Raw genomic sequence first — 21,181 nt, 5'->3', positions numbered from 1 at the left:
ATACCCTTGATTTAGGAATAATTCTAAGCCCAAAACCTTCATGTAGAGACGCTATTTATCGCGTCTTCAAGATTATTTAGTTGCCAGACAGTGCAGCAAGCCGTTGGAATGCCGATGGTGCTGGACTATTTGCGAGGTGCTGGCGTATCACCTCGGCACACGCACCCGGAGTTAACAACGAAGTATCTACTTCAAGGTCATAGATACCAGGAATGTGGACTTCACGTTGCCATAACTCAACCGGAAGTGGCACCTGAGAGTCGGCCGCACTTACTACTTTCCACCCCGTGTTTCGTCGTCTTTCCATAATTATCTCAATGGGGCAGCGAACCCCTACGAAAAAGACCGGCAATCCGTTTAAACGTCGGGCACTATCGGTCAGAATGCCCCGCTTTATTGCGTATGCGTCATGGTGTCCGACATCAACCACGACGTTCAGTCCCAAGCGACTGTGGGCAGCGATGGATTCATACATAGCACTGTACAGGACGGGAACAATGGGTTCGATGTCTTGGCGTTTTCCCCCTGGCCGCAAACCGATTCCAGGTAAGTATCGTGCAGGAGTCATTTGCATAAACCGATCGACACCCAAGTTCATCCATACACCATCAAACGTCTCCTGGATCGCTTCCACAATGCTCGATTTCCCCGATCGCGGGGCACCATTCAGGATGATAATCTGTCCTAACTCCTGTGTTTGTCCCACGATCGCTCCTCACATCCTTAGCAAATCTGAATAAATAGGCGGGACAGGGCTTAAGGGTGGGTTACCCTACGCAGTAACACACCCGACAAAACTACAAAACTCTTGAAACCACTTCTGTTTACATCCCCGCGTCACCGCGTCAATTAACTTTGCGTCACAGCCTCTTTCGCTAAGAACTTCTCTAATTCTGTCAGCGCATCAGCATCAACTTTAGTTTGCATTGGGCAGAACTTAGGTCCACACATTGAACAAAACTCAGCAGTTTTATAGATGTCTGCTGGTAGAGTTTCGTCGTGATATTCCTTAGCTCTTTCTGGGTCGAGTGATAATTCAAACTGACGGTTCCAATCAAAGTTGTAACGCGCCTTAGAAAGTTCATCATCTCTATCCCTTGCACCTGGGCGATGTCTTGCAATATCCGCTGCATGAGCTGCTATCTTATAAGCAATCAACCCATTTCGCACATCTTCGGCATTTGGTAAACCCAAATGTTCTTTTGGCGTTACATAGCACAACATAGCAGTACCATACCAGCCCGCCATTGCTGCGCCGATCGCGGAAGTAATATGGTCATAACCAGGAGCAATGTCTGTTACCAATGGTCCCAACACATAGAAAGGCGCTTCAGAACACTCTTCCATTTGCTTGCGGACGTTGAACTCAATTTGATCCATTGGCACGTGTCCAGGACCTTCTACCATTACCTGAACATTATCTTCCCAGGCTTTGCGAGTTAGCTGTCCGAGAGTTTTCAATTCAGCTAATTGTGCCTCATCTGAAGCATCATGGGTGCAGCCAGGACGTAGGGAATCTCCTAAACTGAAAGAGACATCGTATCTTTTGAAAATCTCAATGATGTCTTGGAAGTGGGTATAAAGTGGGTTTTGTTTGTGGTGATGTAACATCCACCGCGCCAGAATACCGCCACCGCGAGAAACAATACCAGTGATGCGGTTTCTCACCAAAGGCAAATGCTCAATCAAAATCCCCGCGTGGATAGTTTGATAATCTACCCCTTGCTGGGCGTGCTTTTCGATGATATGCAGAAAATCATCAGCAGTCAGATTTTCAATTGTGCCGTGGACACTTTCTAAAGCTTGGTAAACTGGCACCGTCCCAATGGGAACTGGTGAAGCCTTGATAATGGCGGTACGAATTTCATCCAAATTACCGCCACCTGTGGATAAATCCATCACAGTATCAGCGCCGTACTTCACAGCTAGATTCAGCTTATCCACTTCTTCTTGAAGATTGGAAGAGTTGGGTGAAGCGCCGATATTAGCATTTACCTTACATTTAGAGGCAATGCCAATAGCCATCGGCTCTAGGTTGGTGTGATTAATGTTAGCTGGGATAATCATTCGTCCCCGTGCTACTTCATCACGAATGAGATCGGCAGGGAGATTTTCCCGTTGGGCGACATAGTGCATTTCTTCGGTGATAACACCTTGGCGTGCATAATGCATTTGAGATACATTACTTTGCCCACGCCGCTTAGCAACCCATTCTGTCCGCATGTTGAAATCCTCAATAAACAGCTTCCCTCCGCTGGTATTACCCAGACTCAGGTGTTAAGGGTGTGATCTCAGCCTGGTTATGTAGGCACCCCTAGCATTGATGTAGTGTATCACTTTAGTTATGACTTTAGTTATTAGTCATGAGTGATTTGTGTTTACAAAGAACAACCTTTTTCTATGGTCACCGCGACGCAAATATTGCAATGTCAGCGCATTCGCTTATTAAGCTAGTTGCAGCCCAATATCAAAGGTTGCTGCATAGCCAAGGCTTGTTTTTGTCAATTGGAGCAACATTTGGTCACCACCAGCTTGAAAAATTCCGTCTCCAGCGTTCTTCAAATTACGTTGTCCCTTGCTGGCATATAGTTTCTCGGTGTGTACTCGATCTGTAATTGAGTCATCAAAGTATAACTGTGATGTAAACTCATAATTCTGCGCTGATGCCGCATCTGTGCGAACCTTAAAGTGGATATGAACGGTTCTACCTTGATACCAACCAGGATAAATAGTTGTGAACTGGACGTTTCCATTCGCATCTGTGACTTGATAGCCGCGCAAAAACTTTTTGCCGGCGGTACTAAAACTTGGGTCTGTCACGTCTGAATAAACACCTAGTGCATCACAGTGCCAAATATCAACGATCGCACCTGCACGTGGCGTACAACTAGTATTGCCAATTTGAGAAACCCGCAGTGTCAGTTGGAGTGGTATGCCGTCTTTCACTGAACCGTCCGCCGGATCGGAACGGATATCGGAGCGGTTGAGCTTTTCGTCAACAAAATAAGGACCTTCGGTCTGCTCTGGAGTCACCACACATGCAGACGATGTACTATTGGCTAAGGGTAATGCTGGTACAGTTAGACTCGATTGCGCTTGTGTGGATCTTGACTTTTTCGGTATGCATCCAACTACAAGTATTGCAGTTCCAGCTGCCCTAAATAAAGCAAGTGCTTTTCTTCGACTGAGAATGCGACTTATTTGACAGTCCTGTTTTTTCATGCTGTGTTCCTCATGCTTTTGTCAAGCTATTCTTGAGGGTTTGTATGGCGATCGTTATATATGCAATACACTCTCAATATGGTTAGGTTGAGGTAAGAGACGCGATAAATCGCCGTCTCTACAAAAGATTGATTATTGTAAAAACGGCTATTTATTGCGTTTTTGCAATAAATAGCGTGTCATCAAAAAACTTTATCTGAACCGTATTGAATACACTCTGACCTTTCTTTTAAAAGAAGCTACCGTGTATATGCAAGTCTTTTAGAGTTGTTGCGTTAACGTCAGTTAAATTAATTTTTGCAAATCAATGCAACAAAGGTGCAAGGCGATGCCTCAAAGGTGCAAGTCGATGCAACAAAAGTGCAGGTCAATGCAACAAAGATGCAAATCAATGCAACAAAGGTGCAGGGCAATACATCAAAGGTGCAAGTCGATGCATCAAAGGTGCAGGGCAATACATCAAATGTGCAAGGTCAAAATACTTGTGTGTATACCGCAACCTAAAAGGAGAGAGGCTTTGAAGCTTACTCTCTAACACTAGCAGGGAAGGGGCTGTTCTAGGACTTACGCACAGGTAGGTAACGGAAAACGAACCACAGAGGACTCGCAGGAATGAGAGTTTAAGAGGGTTTTTGCGTAAGTCCTAATCTAGATAATGTTGAGCTATTGTGGTGGATTGGGGCGATTTTCTTGACCAGAGGCTCCGCCATCGCCAGGAGGATGAGGTGGAATACCTAATGCGTCGATTAACTGTTGTTCAGTGACACCAAGCTTTGCTGCTGCGGCTTTAAAATCAGGTCGAGGTGGACGTTGCTGATTGCGATCGCCTTGATTGGGAGGATTAGCCGGAACTCCCAACGCAGCTTTTAATTGCGCTTCTGTAACTCCTAATTTGGTTGCAGCAGCCTTAAAATCAGGTCTGGGTGGACGCTGATTGCGATCGCCTTGATTGGGAGGATTAGCAGGAACTCCCAACGCAGCCTTTAATTGCGCTTCTGTAACTCCTAATTTGGTTGCAGCAGCCTTAAAATCAGGTCTGGGTGGACGCTGCTGATTGCGATCGCCTTGATTGGGAGGATTAGCAGGAACTCCCAACGCAGCCTTTAATTGCGCTTCTGTAACTCCTAACTTGGTTGCTGCGGCTGCAAAATCAGGTCTGGGTGGATGCTGGCGATCGCCTGGTTGTTGATTGGGCGATTGTTGTGCTTGTGCAATTTGATAAGATTGACTACTGGCATTTGCGTGATTGAGTGAAGTAAAACCAAATCCACCAACCACAACAGGAATTGCGCTCAAAACTAATATTCGACGAATATTCATAAAAATCAACCTTCAAAACGGTAGGTGTTCATATTCCTAATTGAGCCACCTGAAAATTACAGCTTGCTGATGTTCTAAATTACAGTTTTGTAATTTCCACAAAAAATAATGAATTTAAAATGGAAGAATATACCAAGTCATAAACGCTTGTGAATATTCTGTTTGTCGAAGATGAAGCGAAAATTGCTAACTTTGTCCGGGCTGGATTGAAGGAGCAAGGATTTGTTGTAGACTACTGTGATAACGGTGATGAAGGATATCTGCGGGCATTAGATAACGAATATGATGCGATCGTACTCGATATTATGGTGCCGGGAAAGGATGGACTATCAATTCTAAAACTATTGCGGCGGCAAGGTCGGAATGCTCCGGTGATTTTGTTGACGGCTCGGAATGAATTAGACGATCGCTTAGAAGGACTAAATTTAGGAGCTGATGACTATATCGCTAAACCCTTTTTTGTCGAAGAGTTAGCGGCTCGAATTCATGCCGTTGTCCGCCGCAGTGTCAGCGACCGCCAAAATCTACTTTGTGTTGGGCCGATAAAACTCGATCGCATCACCAGGGAAGTCACTTGTAATCATCAGGCGATCGAACTTACCAGCCGCGAGTTTAATCTTCTAGAATATCTCATGCGCTCTCCGGGACGAGTTTTTACCCGCACCCAAATCCTAGAACACGTTTGGGGCTATGACTTTAACCCTAACACCAACGTCGTCGATGTTTGTATTCAGCGAATTCGAAAAAAAATTGACCCCATTGATGAAGCAGTCTGGATTGAAAGCATTCGAGGGGTTGGATATCGATTTCGTAAGCCAGACTCTTCCCCATGAAACTTCGTTCTTTTCGCCTCCGTATTGCCCTGTTATCTGCCAGTCTAGCTGGAAGCACATTAGTCGGATTTGGTGCAGTTTCCTGGTTTCAGATTTACAATGCTAAAATTAGCCGCTTGGATGCAGAACTATTAAATAACTTGATGCGGGCAACTCCGATGCCTCAACGGGGTGAACCTCCCGTTAGCGCATCGTCTCTGAAAAGAGAAGATATAAACGATAACTTCCTGCGATCGCGATGGCAATTTTACGAAGATTCATTATCTTATGCCTTCGGAACCAATACAAAAACCCCCGTTGCCGTCCTGGTGCTTGACGCAAACGGCAACACAGTTTATCAATCTAACTCCCTAGCTAACGACCTGGAAATAAATCGTCTGCTGCTTGGGCGTCTCCAGCTGGTACCTCTACCACCACCACCTCAGAGAGAACCACCTTTACCCTCCAATAGAAATCCATCTTTCGAGCGACCACCACTGATTCGTCCACACCCCCCTCAATTCGTCACACAGCAAACAGCAACAGCAGCGTGGCGGATTGGGGCAACTAAATTTCCCAATGCTCAGGTTGCGATCGCTGTTAATCTGCAAGCCGTAGATCAAGAGATGGGTACTATTCGTAATATCTTCCTGGTTTCAATTCCGGGAGCGCTGCTGTTGGTTGCAGTGGGGGCATGGTTAGTTTCTGGTGGTGCTTTGCGTCCCATCCATCAATTAACGGATGTGATTCAACAGGTGACTGTCAAGGGGCTAGATCAGCGGATTCCGATTGGCACAACTGATGTTGAATTTGTGGAATTGATTCAAGTATTTAACCAAATGCTGGAACGCTTGGAACGCAGTTTTACCCAAGCTTCCCGCTTTAGTGGTGACGCCGCCCATGAACTGAAAACCCCACTCACTATTTTGCAAGGTGAACTAGAACGAACACTGCAACAAGTTGAGCCGGGAAGTGAAGTACAACAGCGCTTAAGTAACTTGTTGGATGAAGTGCGCCGCCTCAGTGGGATTATGCGAAAACTCTTGCTGCTATCTCTGGCAGATGCGGGAAAAATGAGCTTGTATCTGGTTGAAGTCGATATGTCTGAGTTGCTAATAGAAATGTTAGAAGATGTGGAAATGCTAGCTCCTCAGTTGACTGTGCAAAGCAACTTCACTGATGGACTGAGGGTAGAGGGCGATCGCGATCTTCTCATTCAAGTTTTGCAAAACCTCTTCAGTAATGCCATCAAATACAATCTTCCCAATGGCTGGATAGAGATTCGCACTCATCAAACTCCCACAACTCTCCAGATTGCTATTACCAATGCATCGCAAAATATTCCAGTAAGCGATCGCCATCGTATTTTTGACCGCTTTTATCGCGGCGATCCTTCACGTAACCGCAAGGTAGAAGGAATCGGACTGGGACTAAGCTTAGCCAGAGAAATAGCCAGGGCGCATCGTGGCGATCTCACCCTTGATTCAACATCTTCTGGTGAAACAGCGTTTACCCTCACTTTACCGATGAAGTTAGAGAATAGAGCGAGCGATCGGTAGCAGTTTGAGAATTTTTATACAGCAGAATTCAGAGAGAAAACAAGATGAATTCGACAAACCTCTCTTTATTTTAAACTAAAGTTCAAGGCAAGAAGAGGTTTTTTAACTGACGTTTGGACACTATATTTTATAAGCTTGTAATAAAGATTCTCCATTGAAATGAATAAGATGAGTAGCATCTTCAGCAACTCAAACATCCGTTTCCCAAGCAATTTCAGCCAAATACTCTACCATTGCTTTTCGGCTTAAAAAAGCTGTGACCATTACAAGAGGAATTTTGACATTAGCAAAAATAACTTCAAGTTCTTTCTTGCGTTTAGGGTTAATTGGTCCGTGAGAAGTTACAGCTTCAATTAAAACTAGCCAATCATTTTTTAGATGATGGATAATTACATCAGGCATTTTACCGTGAGAATCTACAGTAACCCCTAAATTTTTCAATATCACTTCATTAAAATACGCGAATTTTTCATCTGTATCGCCAACATAAATTAGTTTTGCTCCAGGTGTAAAACGTTCTGCAAATTCCTTAATAATCTTCTCAATCAAAATATTTTGACCACCTGGCGAGAGAGTTTTCAGCTCTCCTTCAATCACTATAGGGATACGTGATAATTCTCGCTCCTGAGCATATCTTTTTTTCAAAGTTTCAACTGAAGCAAGATAAGTACGAATGCTCTTTTCCCATTCAGAAGTTCCATAAGTACGTAATAACTCAAGCGCACTTTCTTCAATCTGATATACTGTTTTTGGACTATTAACAGGGCGATGGGGAACATCTGGATTTGCAACTATTAAAGCTGCATCTAAAAATTGATGGACTGTTTGGCGACGAACAGTTTCCCGTGTATTAGGTTTATATGTTTTACCATAATGCTGTGCCATGAATTCCATAATTGGTGTGATTCCCATTAATGGAGATGCAGCAGTTTCCCAAGGATCGGTGGGCTTTAAGTCAACTAAAGCCAGAATAGTTAAAGCTGAACGTTCATTAAGTTGCGCTCGTGGAAGTCCAAGTTCAATTAGTATTTGTAGTGCTTCATCAATACGACTTTTAATTATTAAAGGGTTATTTTCAGATTGATTCGTCATAGTTGGTAACTCTGCTTGCACAAGTTCATCAATTTCAGCTTGTGAGGGGAAATACTCCCCAATTTTCAGCCCCAAGGACATTAACTGCATAATTGAAGGATATTTTAAATTACGTAAATCGGTTGCATTCACCTGAGTATGTCCATTAAACAACCGAAAAAATGCGTCTACAAGGCTAGAGTTAAGATAAGCAGCAAGACCGCGTGCTAAGGTAAGATTTAATCCCTTTCCATCCTGGTGAAAATAATTCAGGTGATTTTCAAAACCTACCCAAGAACAATCAATTTGTTTAGCATCATATACAACCGCAACCACTCGTTTTTTTTCCTCTTTTGAGGAGAATCGTTTAGTCAATACATAATTCTCGTTTGGTACTAAAAGAGAAACTGTTTTTTCTCCATTTACCAAAGCTTGGTGTTTTCTAGTTACCTTTGGATACTCAATATATCCTCTCGAAAAATTCAATGGGTAAATCAAAGGAACAGTGTTTTTATCTGGCATTAAACACAGATATTCTTTTGCACGGAAATCTACAACACGTCCTGTTGATACGGTTAATCCAATATCTTCTAATGTACAGGTAAAATTCGTCATTTGTCGAATCACCTGCTGACTCAGTGTATCTGGAATAATGTGGATGAATTGTTGTGAATCGTCGGGATGAACTATCTCTGTATAAGCTAAGGAATTTGACAGAAAAAAATCATCATCAGTACTTGAACTTGTGCTAATAAGTACATTGTCAAATTTTTGTTGTTGTTTTGTAGCATGAACGATCATTGTTTCCTGCAAAACTCGATCGCCACTAAAAGCTTCCTGTCTGGATTCAAAAAGATGTATCTCCTCTAAAGCCATCATTTCCAAAAACATCTTGCGGAAGTCTCTAAAATAAGGCCCATTACAAAAACTACGCGGCGAGATAGCTACAAGCTCCCCTCCTGATTTCAGAAGTTGAACTGTAGCAGTTATAAAACCTGTATAGAGATTGCTGGTTTCTAATCCAAGAGAACGTATCAAAGCACGAACTTGGGAATGAGCATTGATTTTCAAATATGGGGGATTGAGAATAGCATGCGTAAATCTTAAATTGTCAGGACGATCAAACAAACTAGGTCTCAAAAGCCTGACTGCATCCTCAAGAAAATCTGTATTGCGAATCTCATACTTTAAAGAGATACGAGCTATTCGACATTGGCTTGCACATAATTCCAATGTTTGACGCAAATACCCAATCAAAAAAGGATCAATTTCATAAGCAACAATATGTAAATTGACTAAGGATCGTTGCTTCTGACAAAGGTTAGCCACAAAGGCTGCAAGTAATGAGCCAACTCCTGCTCCAGCATCAAGTAAAGATATTTCAGGAAGATCGAGTTTACCAAACATCCCAGCCATTAATTCTGCTACCGGAGCAGGAGTGAAAAACTGACCTAGTGTTCCTTTTTGCTTTTGCTCCTGTTTCAAGCTTGCAGCAATCCTGAGAAAATCTACTTCACCAAGCAAGTTTTTGGCAGAGCATTTTGCCAAGCTGTTAAATTCCAACGACTTCTTATGGTGATTTGTGAAATCTCTACTACTTGATTGGAACATCACGGTTCATTTTGTCGAACAGAAACTAACTTTACCAGGTTTTGAATTTAGGGGATGATATCTCAATCAGGAGCCAATGCAAAAAGCGCAATTGTATCACTAAAAGTTGCCAATAACCCATATCTTGAGTTAAAAGTTCATTTTAGGAGCCGCAATTATATTGAACTAGCAGTCTCCCTAGCAGCTTCTCGCAGCCGCTCCACATCGCGCATCGGTGGAGCACCAAAAAGCCGCTTATACTCTCGGTTAAAATGTGAGGTATCGTCATAACCCACGCGGTAGGCAGCACTCGTAGCATCAAGCTTTTCCCCCAGCATCAGACGGCGAGCCTCCTGAAGCCGCAGTTGCTTTTGGTACTGCAAGGGACTCATGGCAGTGACAGACTTGAAGTGATGGTGGAAGCCCGATACACTCATTCCCAGCTCTCGTGCAATGCTTTCAATCTTGATCGGCTCGTTAAAGTCTTTACGAAGTCGCTCGACGGCTCTGGCGATGTGGTAGGTGTAGCCACCCAAAACTGCAATATGACGGAGCCGATTACCTTGTTCTCCCATCAGCAGCCGATAAATAATTTCCCGCTTAATCAGTGGTGCGAGAACATGAGCTTCAGCAGGGGAATCTAGAAGCCTAACGAGCCGCACCACAGCGTCCAACAGATTTGCATTCAACGGACTTACATCAATCGCTTTCACATCAGCACGGCTACGCGACGAGGGATATCCTGCCTCGACCATCACTGAGCCAACGAGGGTAGGGTCGAGATCGAGGCGAAGACTAAGGTACGGTTGCTCCTTGGACGCTTCCAGAATTTGGCTGATAATTGGCAGTTCGACCGTAGCAAGCAGATAATGCATTGGGTCGTACTGATAGCGATCGCTACCCAAAAGAACTTCTTTGCTGCCCTGAGCGATCGCACAAAACGCAGGTATGGAGACACTATGAACGCATTCCGAAGGCGAGGAGGAGCGATTGAAGTGCAAACCTTTCAGAGGCTCAATCGTCCCATCATAACGAATCGCGCCTGCAATCCGCTCTTTCAGTTCGTCTCTGTTGGCTTGCGCTCTGTCTACCTCGCGCTTTAGCTGCGGATCGTTGATTAAATCGCGATCGGGCTTTTGACTCGTTTTGGCAGCGTTCATTTCTAAGTTTGCAGAATTGTACAACGATCTTAGACGATCGTCCTATTGCTTATTCCTCAATATTCTTAGAATGAAGCTAAAGCAATGGAAAAAGATTTCGGCTTCTTATAAGCATTCTGGATTTTTATTTAATAGAAAACTCAGTTTTGATTGGGCAAGAGACTTGCCTAGTACTACCCAAAATGGCATCAAGTGAAGGAATTAAGAAAATGGACATTAAAAGAAGTGGCTCACAGCCTTCTGCCAAAGGATCGGCTGATTATTTTACCGGCACTGTCCGCATTGATCCCCTGTTCGAGGCACACGATCCAGCACGCACGTCTGGAGCCAGTGTCACGTTTGAGCCTGGCGCTCGGACAGCATGGCACACCCACCCATTGGGACAAACCTTGATCGTGACAGCTGGCTGTGGCCTCGTACAACGCTGGGGCGGCTCGATCGAGGAAATTCGACCGGGGGACGCGATCTGGATATCGCCGGGTGAGAAGCATTGGCATGGTGCCACACCAACCACGGCGATGACGCACATTGCTATTCAGGAATGGTTCGATGGTAAGCCTGTGGACTGGCTGGAAAAGGTGAGCGACGAGCAGTATCTCAACTGATCTCTGCATCTGGTGCTTTTAAGACCTTGTTAGGTAAAGAATTAAAGGAAAAAAATCATGACAACAAACGACAATGGAAACTACACAGGAAAAGTTGTGTTTGTAACCGGAGCAACGAAGGGCATCGGTCGAGCTACGGCGCTGGCATTTGCTCGTGAGGGCGCTAATGTAGTGGTCGCCGACGTTTCAGAACAGGGCAAGGGAACTCTAAGAAATAAATTATCCAATATTGTGGGATGGGCAGCGAGACGCCCACCCCACAAAAGTTGATTGGATATTTTTTTATTTGTCAGTCCCCAATCAAAGAACGGTACACATGATCGAAGAACTCAGCAAACGAGCGATCGCCGTCAAGTGCGATGTGACGCGAACCGAGGACCTGAAGGCGGCTCTTTCCAAGACCATCTTTCGGGCGGCTGGACTTTGTCTTCAACAACGCCGGTGTGGAGCAGAAAATTGTCTGGCTGTGTTCAGACGCGACTGCCTTCATCGTCGGACACACCTTGGTCGTCGATGGCGGTCAAACGGTGCAATGATTGTTCGTCGCCAACCGTGACACCGTTGCAGTGAGTGGAGATCCCGCCAGGCAGACGCGTCGAACCGCAGCTAACCAATCCACACATTTAAAGAACTCAAATGAAACTCCACCCGTTCAACGACATCGAGACGATTTCACCTCGTCCCATGCTGTTCATCACGGAGGCAGATGCACACTCCAGAGAGTTCAGTGAAGATGCTTACAAGCGTGCAGCCGAACCAAAGGAACTTTACATTGTTCCGGGAACTGGGCACCTCGACCTTTACGATCGGGTGAACCTCATCCCTTGGGACAAACTTCAGTCCTTCTTCATTCAGCATCTCAGCAAGTAAGTGAGCAACTGGCAAGAGCCACAGGCAGGAGAAAATAAGGCAAGCATTAGTTTTTTACAAGGAGATTGTTCGATGAAAGCAACCGTTTACTATGCCCCTGGTGATGTCCGGGTTGAGAATGTTCCCGATCCCACAATTCAACAGCCCACAGATGCCATTGTTCGGATTACTCACGCCTGCATTTGCGGATCTGACCTCTGGTTCTATCGGGGTGAGGAAGAGTGGCAACCAGGATGGCGAACAGGACATGAATGGATGGGAATTGTGGAAGAGATTGGCTCTGAGGTTCGCACCTTGAAGAAGGGCGATCGCGTCCTCGCTCCCTTTGCATTTTCCGATGGTACCTGTGAGTTCTGCCATAAAGGAATCCAAACCTCTTGCGTACATGGTGGTTTTTGGGGGGGAAGCACAAACGATGGTGGACAAGCCCAAGCCATCCGTTCGCCTTTGGCCGATGGCACATTAGTTGTCATTCCTAAAGCCGTTGAGAATGATGATGGCCTCCTCACCGCCATTCTGCCGCTCACTGATGTGATGTCAACCGGACATCATGCTGCCGTCTCAGCAGGTGTTCGCACAGGCAGCACGGTTGCAGTCATTGGTGATGGTGCAGTGGGGTTGTGTGGCGTGCTTGCCGCCAAACGACTTGGTGCCGAACGCATCATTATTTTAGGGCGGCACGAATCGCGGCTAGAGATTGCGCGACGGTTTGGTGCCACGGATGTCGTCAGCAGTCGAGGTGAGGACGCGATCGCCGCTGTACAAGAGATAACCCAGGGTGGTGCAGAATCGGTACTGGAGTGTGTGGGTAGTGAGTCAGCAATGGCAACAGCGATCGGCATTGCACGTCCCGGTGGCGCGATCGGCTATGTCGGTGTGCCGCACGGCAGCGGCCATAATTTCAATCTGGGTCGTTTATTTAGGCAAAATATCACTTTGCGAGGTGGTGTTGCTCCTGTTCGTGCCTACATTCCAGAATTGTTAGCCGATGCGGTGACAGGCAAACTTGATGCTTCTGCGGTTCTCGATTTAACCGTCGATCTCGATGGGGTCCCTAGAGGGTATGCCGCAATGGATAGTCGGGATGCGATCAAAGTTATGGTACGACCTTAATTCTCAAAGACAGGAGTGCAAACAATGCAAAAGCGCAAACTTGGAAATAGTAATCTGCAAGTCTCGGCCATCGGGCTGGGCTGCATGGGAATGAGTTTTTCCTATGGCCCGCCCAAAGACACACAGGAAATGACCGCCCTGCTTCGGGCTGCTGTTGAACGCGGCATTACATTCTTTGACACCGCTGAGGTCTACGGCCCGTTCACCAACGAAGAGCTTTTGGGGGAAGCTCTTGCTCCCTTGGGTGGGCAAGTGGTCATTGCCACCAAATTCGGGTTCGACATCAGTCCAAATTCCGATCCCCGTGGTATGAAGGGTTCACCCGGACTGAATAGCCGACCGGAGCATATTAAGGAAGTCGTGGAGGGTTCGCTCAAGCGACTCAAGGTGGAGGCGATCGACCTCCTCTATCAGCATCGGGTTGACCCGAACGTGCCGATCGAGGACGTGGCAGGAGCGGTGAAAGAACTGATTCAGTCAGGTAAGGTTAAGCACTTTGGACTCTCAGAAGCAGGAGTGCAAACGATTCGTCGCGCACACGCCATTCAGCCGATCGCTGCTCTCCAGAGCGAGTACTCACTGTGGTGGAGAAAGCCTGAAGCGGAAGTGATACCGACCTTGGAGGAACTCGGAATCGGCTTTGTCCCTTACAGCCCTCTGGGTAAAGGTTTTCTTACGGGCAAGATGGACGAAAGCACGACCTTCGACAGTTCCGACTTCCGCAGCACCCTGCCTCGCTTCACAACCGAGGCTCTGAAGGCGAATCAAGCCCTGATTAATCTGCTCGGCAGCATCGCAGAACGGAAGCAAGCGACATCTGCTCAAATTGCCCTTGCCTGGCTGCTAGCCCAGAAGTCGTGGATTGTTCCGATCCCAGGCACCACAAAGCTGCATCGCTTGGACGAAAACATCGGGGCTGTCTCAGTCGAACTCACGCCCGACGATCTGCGTGACATCGATGACGCCGCCTCCAAGATTACGGTGCAAGGGGCTAGATACCCCGAAAAGCTAGAGCAAATGACCGGTCGCTAAGCGGCAAAAAATAGATCTCTTGCAAAAATATAAATATATTTTTGCAAGAGAGGGAAAAGGTTAAAGGGAAGGGGTTTTGAGTTTTTTCCCTTTTCCCGTTCACCTTTACTCCTCTTCGTAATAACTACTATGCTGTGAGCTTTTCAGCCTCAACGCTCAAAATTTTTCCATTGCTAAAACTAAGTTGTAGAAAGTTGTTTTTTACCATCTCTTCCAAATAATCTCCTTTGGTCGTTTCCAAGCATTCAGCCGCAATTCCCAAAGAAAATTAAATGTTATATTATAGCTTTTCGACACATGACAAGGAACGGCATCGGTATTCGCACGGCGCAAGTGCGTCAGGAACGGCTCATTGGTCAAATTCACGTCTATGATGGTGTGGGGAAAGGTAAGTCCCAGGCGGCTTTAGGGGTGGTTTTGCGTTCGATTGGTTTGGGAATAAATACACCTAGTAATTCCAACCGAGTTTTACTGCTGCGATTTTTAAAAGGGCCGGAACGGGATTATGACGAAGATGGGGCGATCGCAGCTTTGCAACGTGGATTTCCCCATTTAATCGATCAGGTTCGCACTGGGAGAGCCGAATTTTTTGGCCCAGAAGAAATTACTACTTTTGATAGAGATGAAGCGGCACGGGGTTGGGATGTAGCCAAAGGTGCGATCGCCAGTGGTTTATATTCAGTTGTGGTTTTGGATGAAATTAACCCTGTCCTAGATTTGGGTTTGCTACCAGTGGATGAAGTGGTAAAAACATTAAAATCCAAACCCCAAGAGTTGGAAATCATTGCTACCGGACGCGCCGCACCGCAAAAGTTGCTCGACATTGCAGATTTGCACTCAGAGATGAAACCCCATCACCACCCAACAGCTAAAGCCCTTTTCCTGGAAGGTATTGAAATTTATACTGGTGCTGGTAAAGGTAAATCTACCAGTGCTTTAGGCAAAGCCTTGCAAGCCATTGGCAGAGGTATCAATCATCCAGGGTCTACCCGTGTATTAATTATGCAGTGGCTTAAAGGTGGTACTGGCTACACAGAAGATGCTGCGATCGCCGCTTTACAGCAATCATATCCAGAAGTGGTGGATCATCAGCGCTGCGGTGGAGATGCAATTGTCTGGCGGAATTCCCGGCAAGAATTAGATTATGTAGAAGCCGAACGGGGTTGGGAAATTGCCAAAGTTGCGATCGCCTCTGGTATGTATAAAACTATTATTCTCGATGAACTCAATCCCACAGTTGACTTAGAATTACTCCCTGTTGAACCCATTGTCCAAGCTCTACTCCGCAAACCCCGCGACACCGAAATTATTATCACTGGCCGCTGCCAAAATCAACCCGCATACTTCGATTTGGCTAGCATCCACTCAGAGGTTTATTGCCATAAACACTATGCCAATCAAGGTGTAGAACTCAAACGAGGGGTAGATTTTTAAATTGGGCATTGGACATTGGGCAAAACAGTTCCTCTTTTCCGAGTTCTGAGTCAAGAACTGAAATTCCCCACTCAGTACTCAAAACTCAAGTCTTATCGATCGCTCTTGAATCAATAGTTTAAAGGCGAGTTTGCATTTTCAAGGGACAGAATCATACAAGTCGATAGGTTAAAAATAGGGTGGAAATGTCTGAAGTTTGACGCACTAGGGAAAAATTTTACTTTTGGGTAGCTAGGATATTTTGCACAAAGCGATCGCGTCCTGCTGCCTTTGCTTGATACAGTGCCAAGTCTGCGGCGGCAATCATTTCTTCCAAGTCAGAACTTTGTTGAGGAATTTCTGTAGTAAACCCGGCACTCAGGGTTACATAAGGACTAACTTGTGAATTTCGATGAGGAATTGCCAGTTTTCGGACAGCATCACAAATGTTTTCGGCAATATAAGTCGCCCCTAAAGTGTCTGTATTGGGTAAAATTACAGCAAATTCTTCCCCACCATAACGGGCAACTAAATCTCCAGGACGTTTAACAATATCTTTAATGGCTTTAGCAATTTCTTGAAGACAGCGATCGCCTATTCGATGACCATAAGTATCATTGTATAATTTGAAGAAATCAACATCACAAATAATCAGGGAAATCGGGCTTTGCTCGCGTTTCATCCGCTGCCACTCTTGGGCAAAATACTCTTCAAATCCCCGACGGTTTGCCACTTCAGTTAACCCATCGATAGTAACTAATCGCTGCAATTCCAAATTAATGGCTTCTAATTTTTGTTGTAACTGAGATTGCTGAATTAAGCGTTTTACCCGTTGTCGCAAAACTGGCCAGTGAATTGGTTTGGTAACATAATCAATTGCCCCCACTTCAAATGCACTATCGACTGACTCTTGATCGTCAAGTCCTGTAATCATCAAAACTGGAGTGTGCTTGCCACAATCAAGAGTTTGCAACTCAGTGCAACACTCAAACCCATCCATGTCAGGCATTATAGCATCAAGGAGTACTATATCAGGTTGGAGTTGCTTAAATATGATTAAAGCCTCTATGCCATTTTGGGCTTCCACTATTTGATAGCCTTCCCGCTGCAAGAAATGTCGTAATATCATTCTGATAAATGGTTCATCATCAACAATTAAAACTAATGATTGGCTTTCTTGAAGGGTGGCTTTCATTGTGCTTCCTTGGCAAGTTCTTTTTCTAAGGCACTTTTAACTTGTTGATATTCTTGGTGTAGTTGTGATATAGTATCTAGATTATTTTGGAATTTGTTGCTTCGTCCTTGTCTTTCTAATTCCTTGCAAAGTTGCGCTAGAGTGATGGCTCCTACAGAAGCACTGCTGGATTTGAGTTGATGTGCTGTCTTCCATAGGGTTTGGGCATCTTCATTGGCGATCGCGGTGCTGATATTTTGCACCAGTCTGGGAGTTTCTGTAAGATAACACTGGAGTAGTTCCACAAATGCCACACGATCTCCTCTGAGAATATCCCGCAAAGATGTGAGAATTTTGGCATCAATTTTGGAATTATTCAATATCTGGTTTTGTTTCTCTTCCAGGATATTTTGCAAAGATGGCAATTCCAAAGTCATCACTTTATCTTGTTGAGTGATGGAAGCGAATTGAGAAATGACGTGGAGCGAACATTTTCTCAGTGCCTGGGCTAGGTCTTCAAGTTGAACGGGTTTGCTAATGTAGTCATCCATCCCAGCAGCCAGACAAGCTTCGCGATCGCCGCGCATTGCATTGGCAGTTATTGCAATGATATAGGGACGAAAACCAACTTTCCATTGTTGACAAATTCTCCGCGTTGCTTCCAATCCATCCATTTCCGGCATGTGGACATCCATTAATACTACGTCATAGATCTGTTTTTCCAAGGCTTTGAGTACTTCTAGCCCATTGGTTACTACATCCGCCTGATAACTCATTTTCTGTAGCATCAATAGGGCAACTTTCTGATTAACAATCGTGTCCTCTGCTAGGAGAATCCGCAGTGGCGATCGATGGCCGAGATGTGGATCGATTAAGGGAGAATGCGAATGAGAAATACTGACTGGAATCGGCTGATTACCCAAAACACTGGTCAGAACATCGTAGAATTGAGACTGTTTAATCGGTTTCCCCAAAGAGGCAGCAAACTGCACATCCCCAAAGTTAAGAGAAGTTTCTAGTCTACCCAAAGAAGTCAGCATTACCAAAGGCAGATTTTCACAGCCAGATTGCTTGCGGATTTGACGAGCTAGCGTTAGACCATCCATTTGAGGCATCTGCATATCCAAAATGGCAATATCAAACTGGTTCCCCTGAGCAAGTTGAGCTAAGGCTTCTTGACCAGATTTGGCAGCATAAGTTTGCATTTTCCAACACTCTGCTTGCAAACTGAGAATTGTTCGGTTGGTGAGATTGTCATCCACAATCAACAAACGTTTTCCAGCCAGTTCTACTAGCAAAGTCCTAAATTCAGATTGTTCTGCCACAACGGCCACTTCGGCTGTAATGGTGAAGTAAAATGTTGAACCTTGAGAAGAGTAAGGAGATGATAATTTTATATTTTTCCATGTAGAGCTAGGATTGCCACCAATAAACCCCTGACTTTCTACCCAAAGAGTACCCCCCATCATCTGACTGAGCCGCTTGCTAATCACCAGTCCCAATCCTGTACCGCCATATCGTCGAGTCATGGAGACATCAGCTTGAGTGAAGGGTTGAAATAATCGCTCTATTTTTTCTGGTGCAATACCGATACCTGTATCTTTGATGGCAAATTGAATTTGGACTAGGGACTGGGGACTGGGTATTGGGGACTGAGAAGAAGTTTCTTGAATTAAATTCCCAGTCCCCAATTCAACAGAAAGTACTACTTCTCCGTTTTCAGTAAACTTAATGGCATTGTTGAGCAGATTCATCAAGACTTGGCGTAGACGAGTCAAATCGCCGATGATGTGCGTGGGAACTTGCGGCTCAATCAGGTAAGCTAATTCGATATCTTTTTGGGCAGCTTTAGGGGCTAAAAAATAGATAGCCTGTTCTACACAAGCTCTCAAATCAAAAGGCTGTTCTTCTAATTCCAGTTTGCCAGACTCTATTTTCGAGAAATCTAAAATGTCGTTGATGATGGTGAGCAAAGCATCTCCGCTGCTGCGAACTGTTTCCACAAGGTCTTGCTGTTGGGGCGTGAGGTCAGTATCCAGCAATAGATTTGTCATAGCAATCACAGCATTCATGGGAGTGCGAATTTCGTGACTCATCATCGCCAAAAATTCACTTTTTGCTCGATTTGCGGCTTCTGCTTGACGTTTTGCTCGCTCCAAGGCAAAGTTTTTCAAGGTGAGTTCTTGACGTTGGCGGGTTTCTTGTTCCAGTAAGTGAGCTTGTGTTAAAGCAATACCCAATTGAGCCGCCACTGCTTCTAGTAATTCAATTTCGTCTTGTGTCCAGTGGCGAAAACGGCTGCACTGGTGTAGGATTATAGCGCCATTTAGTTCTCCCTGATAAGAAGTGCGGACTGAGAGCATGGATTTCAGACCAATTTCTCGGCAGGTAGGTTCAGTTCCTTGGAGTAAAGGATCGACGTATACATCTGGAGAGGCGATCGCTGTTTCTTGTGTCATCATTTGCTCAGCATGAAGATTGTTAGTTATAAAAACTTCCAAGTTCAATATCGAGCAGTAACCGGGGATAACATTGTACTCTGCTACTAAGGGAATTCGGGGGATAGGTTCATTAATGTAAGAATGAATTAGACAGCGATCGACTCCAAAGGCTTGCCCAATTTGAGTAGCAGCCGTCTCAAATATTTTGCTTGTATCCAGACTTTGACGAATTTCTTGAGTAATTTGTTCGAGTAGTAGGGTTCGATGTAATTGTCTCTGCAATGCCTCTTTAGCTCGTTTGTTTTCGGTAATGTCATGATTGACCCCAACAGTGGCAACAGTTTGACCTTCTTCATTCTGCAAAGAGACTACTGTTGTTTCGGAAATTCCCTCACTGCCATCTTTGCGAATAAAGTGTATTTCCCCTGACCAGCGTCCTTGCTGTTTGATTCTTTCCAGCACTTTGGCACTTAATGTTGCAGCTACTTCAGGTTTATGTAAAATACTGGGATATTTACCCAAAACCTCAGCTTTAGTATAGCCAAACATGCTTTCGGCAGCAGGATTCCAGTCAATAATTTTTCCTGTTAAATCTGTGATAATCACACCATCATGCATGTTTTCAAAGGTGAGGGCTTGGCGACGCAGACTGTCTTCGGCAAGTTTGCGTAAGCGAAGTTCCTCGTAGACATCGCTAATATCTCTCTGAATGCCAATGAAATGACTTAACTTGCCATTGTCATCATGAATAGGAGAAATACTCAATTCATTCCAGAACATCAACCCATCTTTGCGATAGTTGCGGAGAATCACTTTACAAGTTGTTCCAGCTTTAATGGATGACCGTAATTCATTGAGTGCTGGCTGCTGAGTATCTGTGCCTTGCAAAAATCGACAGTTCTGCCCAATTACATCAGTAGTACTGTAACCTGTTATCCGTTCAAAGGCAGAGTTAACATAAATAACTGGATTATATGCCAGTCTGGCATCACAAATAATAATTCCATTACTGGTAGCAGCAAGTGCCCTCTCTCTTAGTCTCAGGGTTTCTTCAACTAGCTTTAAATCAGTAATATCAAACATAAACCCCCTCAGCGTCGTCGGAGTTCCTAGTTGGTGAACGACGCTAATAATGTCTCGCAGCCAAACAACGCGCCCGTCTGCTGCTAACATTCGGTATTCTAATTCGTAATTCTCACACCTAGCAGTTGCTTGTTGATAAAGACGAACAGATTTTTCTCGGTCATGTGGATGTAGATGATTTACCCAAAAATTTCCCTCATACCATTCTGCAATGGGATAATTTAGCAAATCTACAGCTTGTGGTCCAACGTAGATAAATCGCCAAGTTTTCAAGTCTAATTCCCAAGGAATGACTTTGACAGTTTCTAACAACTGCCGCAGACCATTTTCGCTGGCACGGAGGGCAATTTCTACCTGTTTTTGTCGATCGATTTCGTGAATTAACTCCTGATTTATTGCTGTTATCTGTTGGTTGCTTGCTTTCATACCCAGAGCAAAATACATTGATAATATTAGCTTGCTGGTAACCAATAACCCGATAACAAATAACCCACTAATCAATCCTACTGGTGTTAATAACCCCACAGTTTGGATTAAAAGTTTCTGCCACAGTAAGATTACGGAAATGGAGAAAAAAATCTCTAGCAACAGCCCTAGTAATTCCCGTTTGCAGAAAAATTTCACAGCTTTGAACCAATCACATCGGTGCTGTTTGACCACTTATTAACCCTCCAGCACTTTCAGGGATTTTCGTGCTAACTTTTACTTTTAATTAA

Annotated in this window: 16 protein-coding genes, 1 pseudogene and 1 riboswitch; of the genes and pseudogenes, 9 read left to right on the top strand and 8 right to left on the bottom strand. The window is 44.9% G+C overall.

From position 1 onward, the window contains the following. Positions 1-76 precede the first annotated feature (76 nt). The 3 genes from ACFG4S_RS24755 to ACFG4S_RS24745 form a co-directional block, all read right to left on the bottom strand. Complete coding sequence (locus tag ACFG4S_RS24755) at positions 77-634, bottom strand: chloramphenicol phosphotransferase CPT family protein (RefSeq protein ID WP_392536073.1); 558 nt, start codon at positions 632-634, stop codon at positions 77-79. Positions 635-849: 215 nt separating this feature from the next. Beyond that, entirely contained in the window at positions 850-2,223 is a 1,374-nt protein-coding gene (thiC, locus tag ACFG4S_RS24750) for a phosphomethylpyrimidine synthase (RefSeq protein ID WP_392531589.1), read from the bottom strand. A 6-nt stretch (positions 2,224-2,229) separates the two neighbouring features. Continuing rightward, positions 2,230-2,326, bottom strand: a riboswitch (TPP riboswitch). A gap of 119 nt (positions 2,327-2,445) precedes the next feature. Further along, on the bottom strand, positions 2,446-3,222 hold the full coding sequence (locus ACFG4S_RS24745; protein ID WP_392531588.1) for an intradiol ring-cleavage dioxygenase: 777 nt from the start codon (positions 3,220-3,222) through the stop codon (positions 2,446-2,448). Between the two features lie 297 nt (positions 3,223-3,519). Between ACFG4S_RS24745 and ACFG4S_RS24740 the strand changes: the two genes are divergently transcribed. Next, positions 3,520-3,726, top strand: a complete 207-nt coding sequence (locus tag ACFG4S_RS24740) for a hypothetical protein (protein WP_392531587.1) — start codon at positions 3,520-3,522, stop codon at positions 3,724-3,726. A 159-nt stretch (positions 3,727-3,885) separates the two neighbouring features. Here the strand turns inward: ACFG4S_RS24740 and ACFG4S_RS24735 are convergent, their stop codons facing one another. Further along, positions 3,886-4,542 (bottom strand): hypothetical protein, encoded by a 657-nt coding sequence (locus ACFG4S_RS24735; protein ID WP_392531586.1) that lies wholly within the window; start codon positions 4,540-4,542, stop codon positions 3,886-3,888. A 149-nt stretch (positions 4,543-4,691) separates the two neighbouring features. On the opposite strand from ACFG4S_RS24735, the gene ACFG4S_RS24730 reads away from it, so the two are divergent. After that, a complete protein-coding gene (locus ACFG4S_RS24730) occupies positions 4,692-5,375 on the top strand; it encodes a response regulator transcription factor (RefSeq protein ID WP_392531585.1) in 684 nt (227 codons plus the stop codon). Then, a complete protein-coding gene (locus tag ACFG4S_RS24725; RefSeq protein WP_392531584.1) occupies positions 5,372-6,913 on the top strand; it encodes a sensor histidine kinase in 1,542 nt (513 codons plus the stop codon). Before ACFG4S_RS24730 ends, ACFG4S_RS24725 begins: the two co-directional genes overlap by 4 nt. 189 nt (positions 6,914-7,102) lie before the next feature. On the opposite strand, the gene ACFG4S_RS24720 is transcribed toward ACFG4S_RS24725, so the two are convergent. Next, positions 7,103-9,532: a BsuBI/PstI family type II restriction endonuclease gene (locus ACFG4S_RS24720; protein ID WP_392531583.1), complete on the bottom strand. Its 2,430-nt coding sequence runs from the start codon at positions 9,530-9,532 to the stop codon at positions 7,103-7,105. A gap of 218 nt (positions 9,533-9,750) precedes the next feature. Next, positions 9,751-10,734 carry an AraC family transcriptional regulator N-terminal domain-containing protein gene (locus tag ACFG4S_RS24715; RefSeq protein WP_392536072.1) on the bottom strand — a complete coding sequence of 328 codons (984 nt, stop codon included), beginning with the start codon at positions 10,732-10,734 and terminating at the stop codon, positions 9,751-9,753. 182 nt (positions 10,735-10,916) lie between these two features. Between ACFG4S_RS24715 and ACFG4S_RS24710 the strand changes: the two genes are divergently transcribed. The 6 genes and pseudogenes from ACFG4S_RS24710 to ACFG4S_RS24685 all read left to right on the top strand — a co-directional run bounded on the left by ACFG4S_RS24710 (position 10,917) and on the right by ACFG4S_RS24685 (position 15,788). Beyond that, positions 10,917-11,339: a cupin domain-containing protein gene (locus ACFG4S_RS24710; protein WP_392531582.1), complete on the top strand. Its 423-nt coding sequence runs from the start codon at positions 10,917-10,919 to the stop codon at positions 11,337-11,339. Between the two features lie 57 nt (positions 11,340-11,396). Beyond that, positions 11,397-11,794, top strand: a pseudogene (locus tag ACFG4S_RS24705) (SDR family NAD(P)-dependent oxidoreductase); the annotation flags it as partial. Between the two features lie 181 nt (positions 11,795-11,975). Beyond that, a complete protein-coding gene (locus ACFG4S_RS24700; RefSeq protein ID WP_392531581.1) occupies positions 11,976-12,209 on the top strand; it encodes an alpha/beta hydrolase in 234 nt (77 codons plus the stop codon). Beyond that, entirely contained in the window at positions 12,210-13,322 is a 1,113-nt protein-coding gene (locus ACFG4S_RS24695) for a zinc-dependent alcohol dehydrogenase family protein (RefSeq protein WP_392531580.1), read from the top strand. It begins immediately after the preceding gene. Between the two features lie 24 nt (positions 13,323-13,346). Beyond that, positions 13,347-14,354, top strand: a complete 1,008-nt coding sequence (locus ACFG4S_RS24690; RefSeq protein WP_392531579.1) for an aldo/keto reductase — start codon at positions 13,347-13,349, stop codon at positions 14,352-14,354. 297 nt (positions 14,355-14,651) lie between these two features. Continuing rightward, positions 14,652-15,788, top strand: coding sequence for a cob(I)yrinic acid a,c-diamide adenosyltransferase (locus ACFG4S_RS24685; protein ID WP_392531578.1), 1,137 nt, complete (start codon positions 14,652-14,654; stop codon positions 15,786-15,788). A gap of 217 nt (positions 15,789-16,005) precedes the next feature. Here ACFG4S_RS24685 and ACFG4S_RS24680 read toward each other — a convergent pair whose 3' ends face one another. After that, positions 16,006-16,962, bottom strand: coding sequence for a diguanylate cyclase domain-containing protein (locus ACFG4S_RS24680; protein WP_392531577.1), 957 nt, complete (start codon positions 16,960-16,962; stop codon positions 16,006-16,008). Beyond that, a complete protein-coding gene (locus ACFG4S_RS24675; RefSeq protein ID WP_392531576.1) occupies positions 16,959-21,125 on the bottom strand; it encodes a PAS domain S-box protein in 4,167 nt (1,388 codons plus the stop codon). Before ACFG4S_RS24675 ends, ACFG4S_RS24680 begins: the two co-directional genes overlap by 4 nt. Positions 21,126-21,181: the final 56 nt, after the last annotated feature.

The sequence above is a fragment of the Nostoc sp. C117 genome (assembly GCF_043099735.1).
Taxonomy (GTDB): Bacteria; Cyanobacteriota; Cyanobacteriia; order Cyanobacteriales; family Nostocaceae; genus Nostoc.
This window is presented reverse-complemented; position numbering and strand designations above follow the sequence as displayed.

Excerpts from the sequence above, each read along its gene's own strand:
- ACFG4S_RS24710 (WP_392531582.1), top strand. The coding sequence starts at position 10,917 with ATGGCATCAAGTGAAGGAATTAAGAAAATGGACATTAAAAGAAGTGGC.
- ACFG4S_RS24725 (WP_392531584.1), top strand. The coding sequence starts at position 5,372 with ATGAAACTTCGTTCTTTTCGCCTCCGTATTGCCCTGTTATCTGCCAGT.
- thiC (WP_392531589.1), bottom strand. The coding sequence starts at position 2,223 with ATGCGGACAGAATGGGTTGCTAAGCGGCGTGGGCAAAGTAATGTATCT.
- ACFG4S_RS24690 (WP_392531579.1), top strand. The coding sequence starts at position 13,347 with ATGCAAAAGCGCAAACTTGGAAATAGTAATCTGCAAGTCTCGGCCATC.
- ACFG4S_RS24745 (WP_392531588.1), bottom strand. The coding sequence starts at position 3,222 with ATGAAAAAACAGGACTGTCAAATAAGTCGCATTCTCAGTCGAAGAAAA.
- ACFG4S_RS24685 (WP_392531578.1), top strand. The coding sequence starts at position 14,652 with ATGACAAGGAACGGCATCGGTATTCGCACGGCGCAAGTGCGTCAGGAA.
- ACFG4S_RS24715 (WP_392536072.1), bottom strand. The coding sequence starts at position 10,734 with ATGAACGCTGCCAAAACGAGTCAAAAGCCCGATCGCGATTTAATCAAC.
- ACFG4S_RS24735 (WP_392531586.1), bottom strand. The coding sequence starts at position 4,542 with ATGAATATTCGTCGAATATTAGTTTTGAGCGCAATTCCTGTTGTGGTT.
- ACFG4S_RS24700 (WP_392531581.1), top strand. The coding sequence starts at position 11,976 with ATGAAACTCCACCCGTTCAACGACATCGAGACGATTTCACCTCGTCCC.
- ACFG4S_RS24680 (WP_392531577.1), bottom strand. The coding sequence starts at position 16,962 with ATGAAAGCCACCCTTCAAGAAAGCCAATCATTAGTTTTAATTGTTGAT.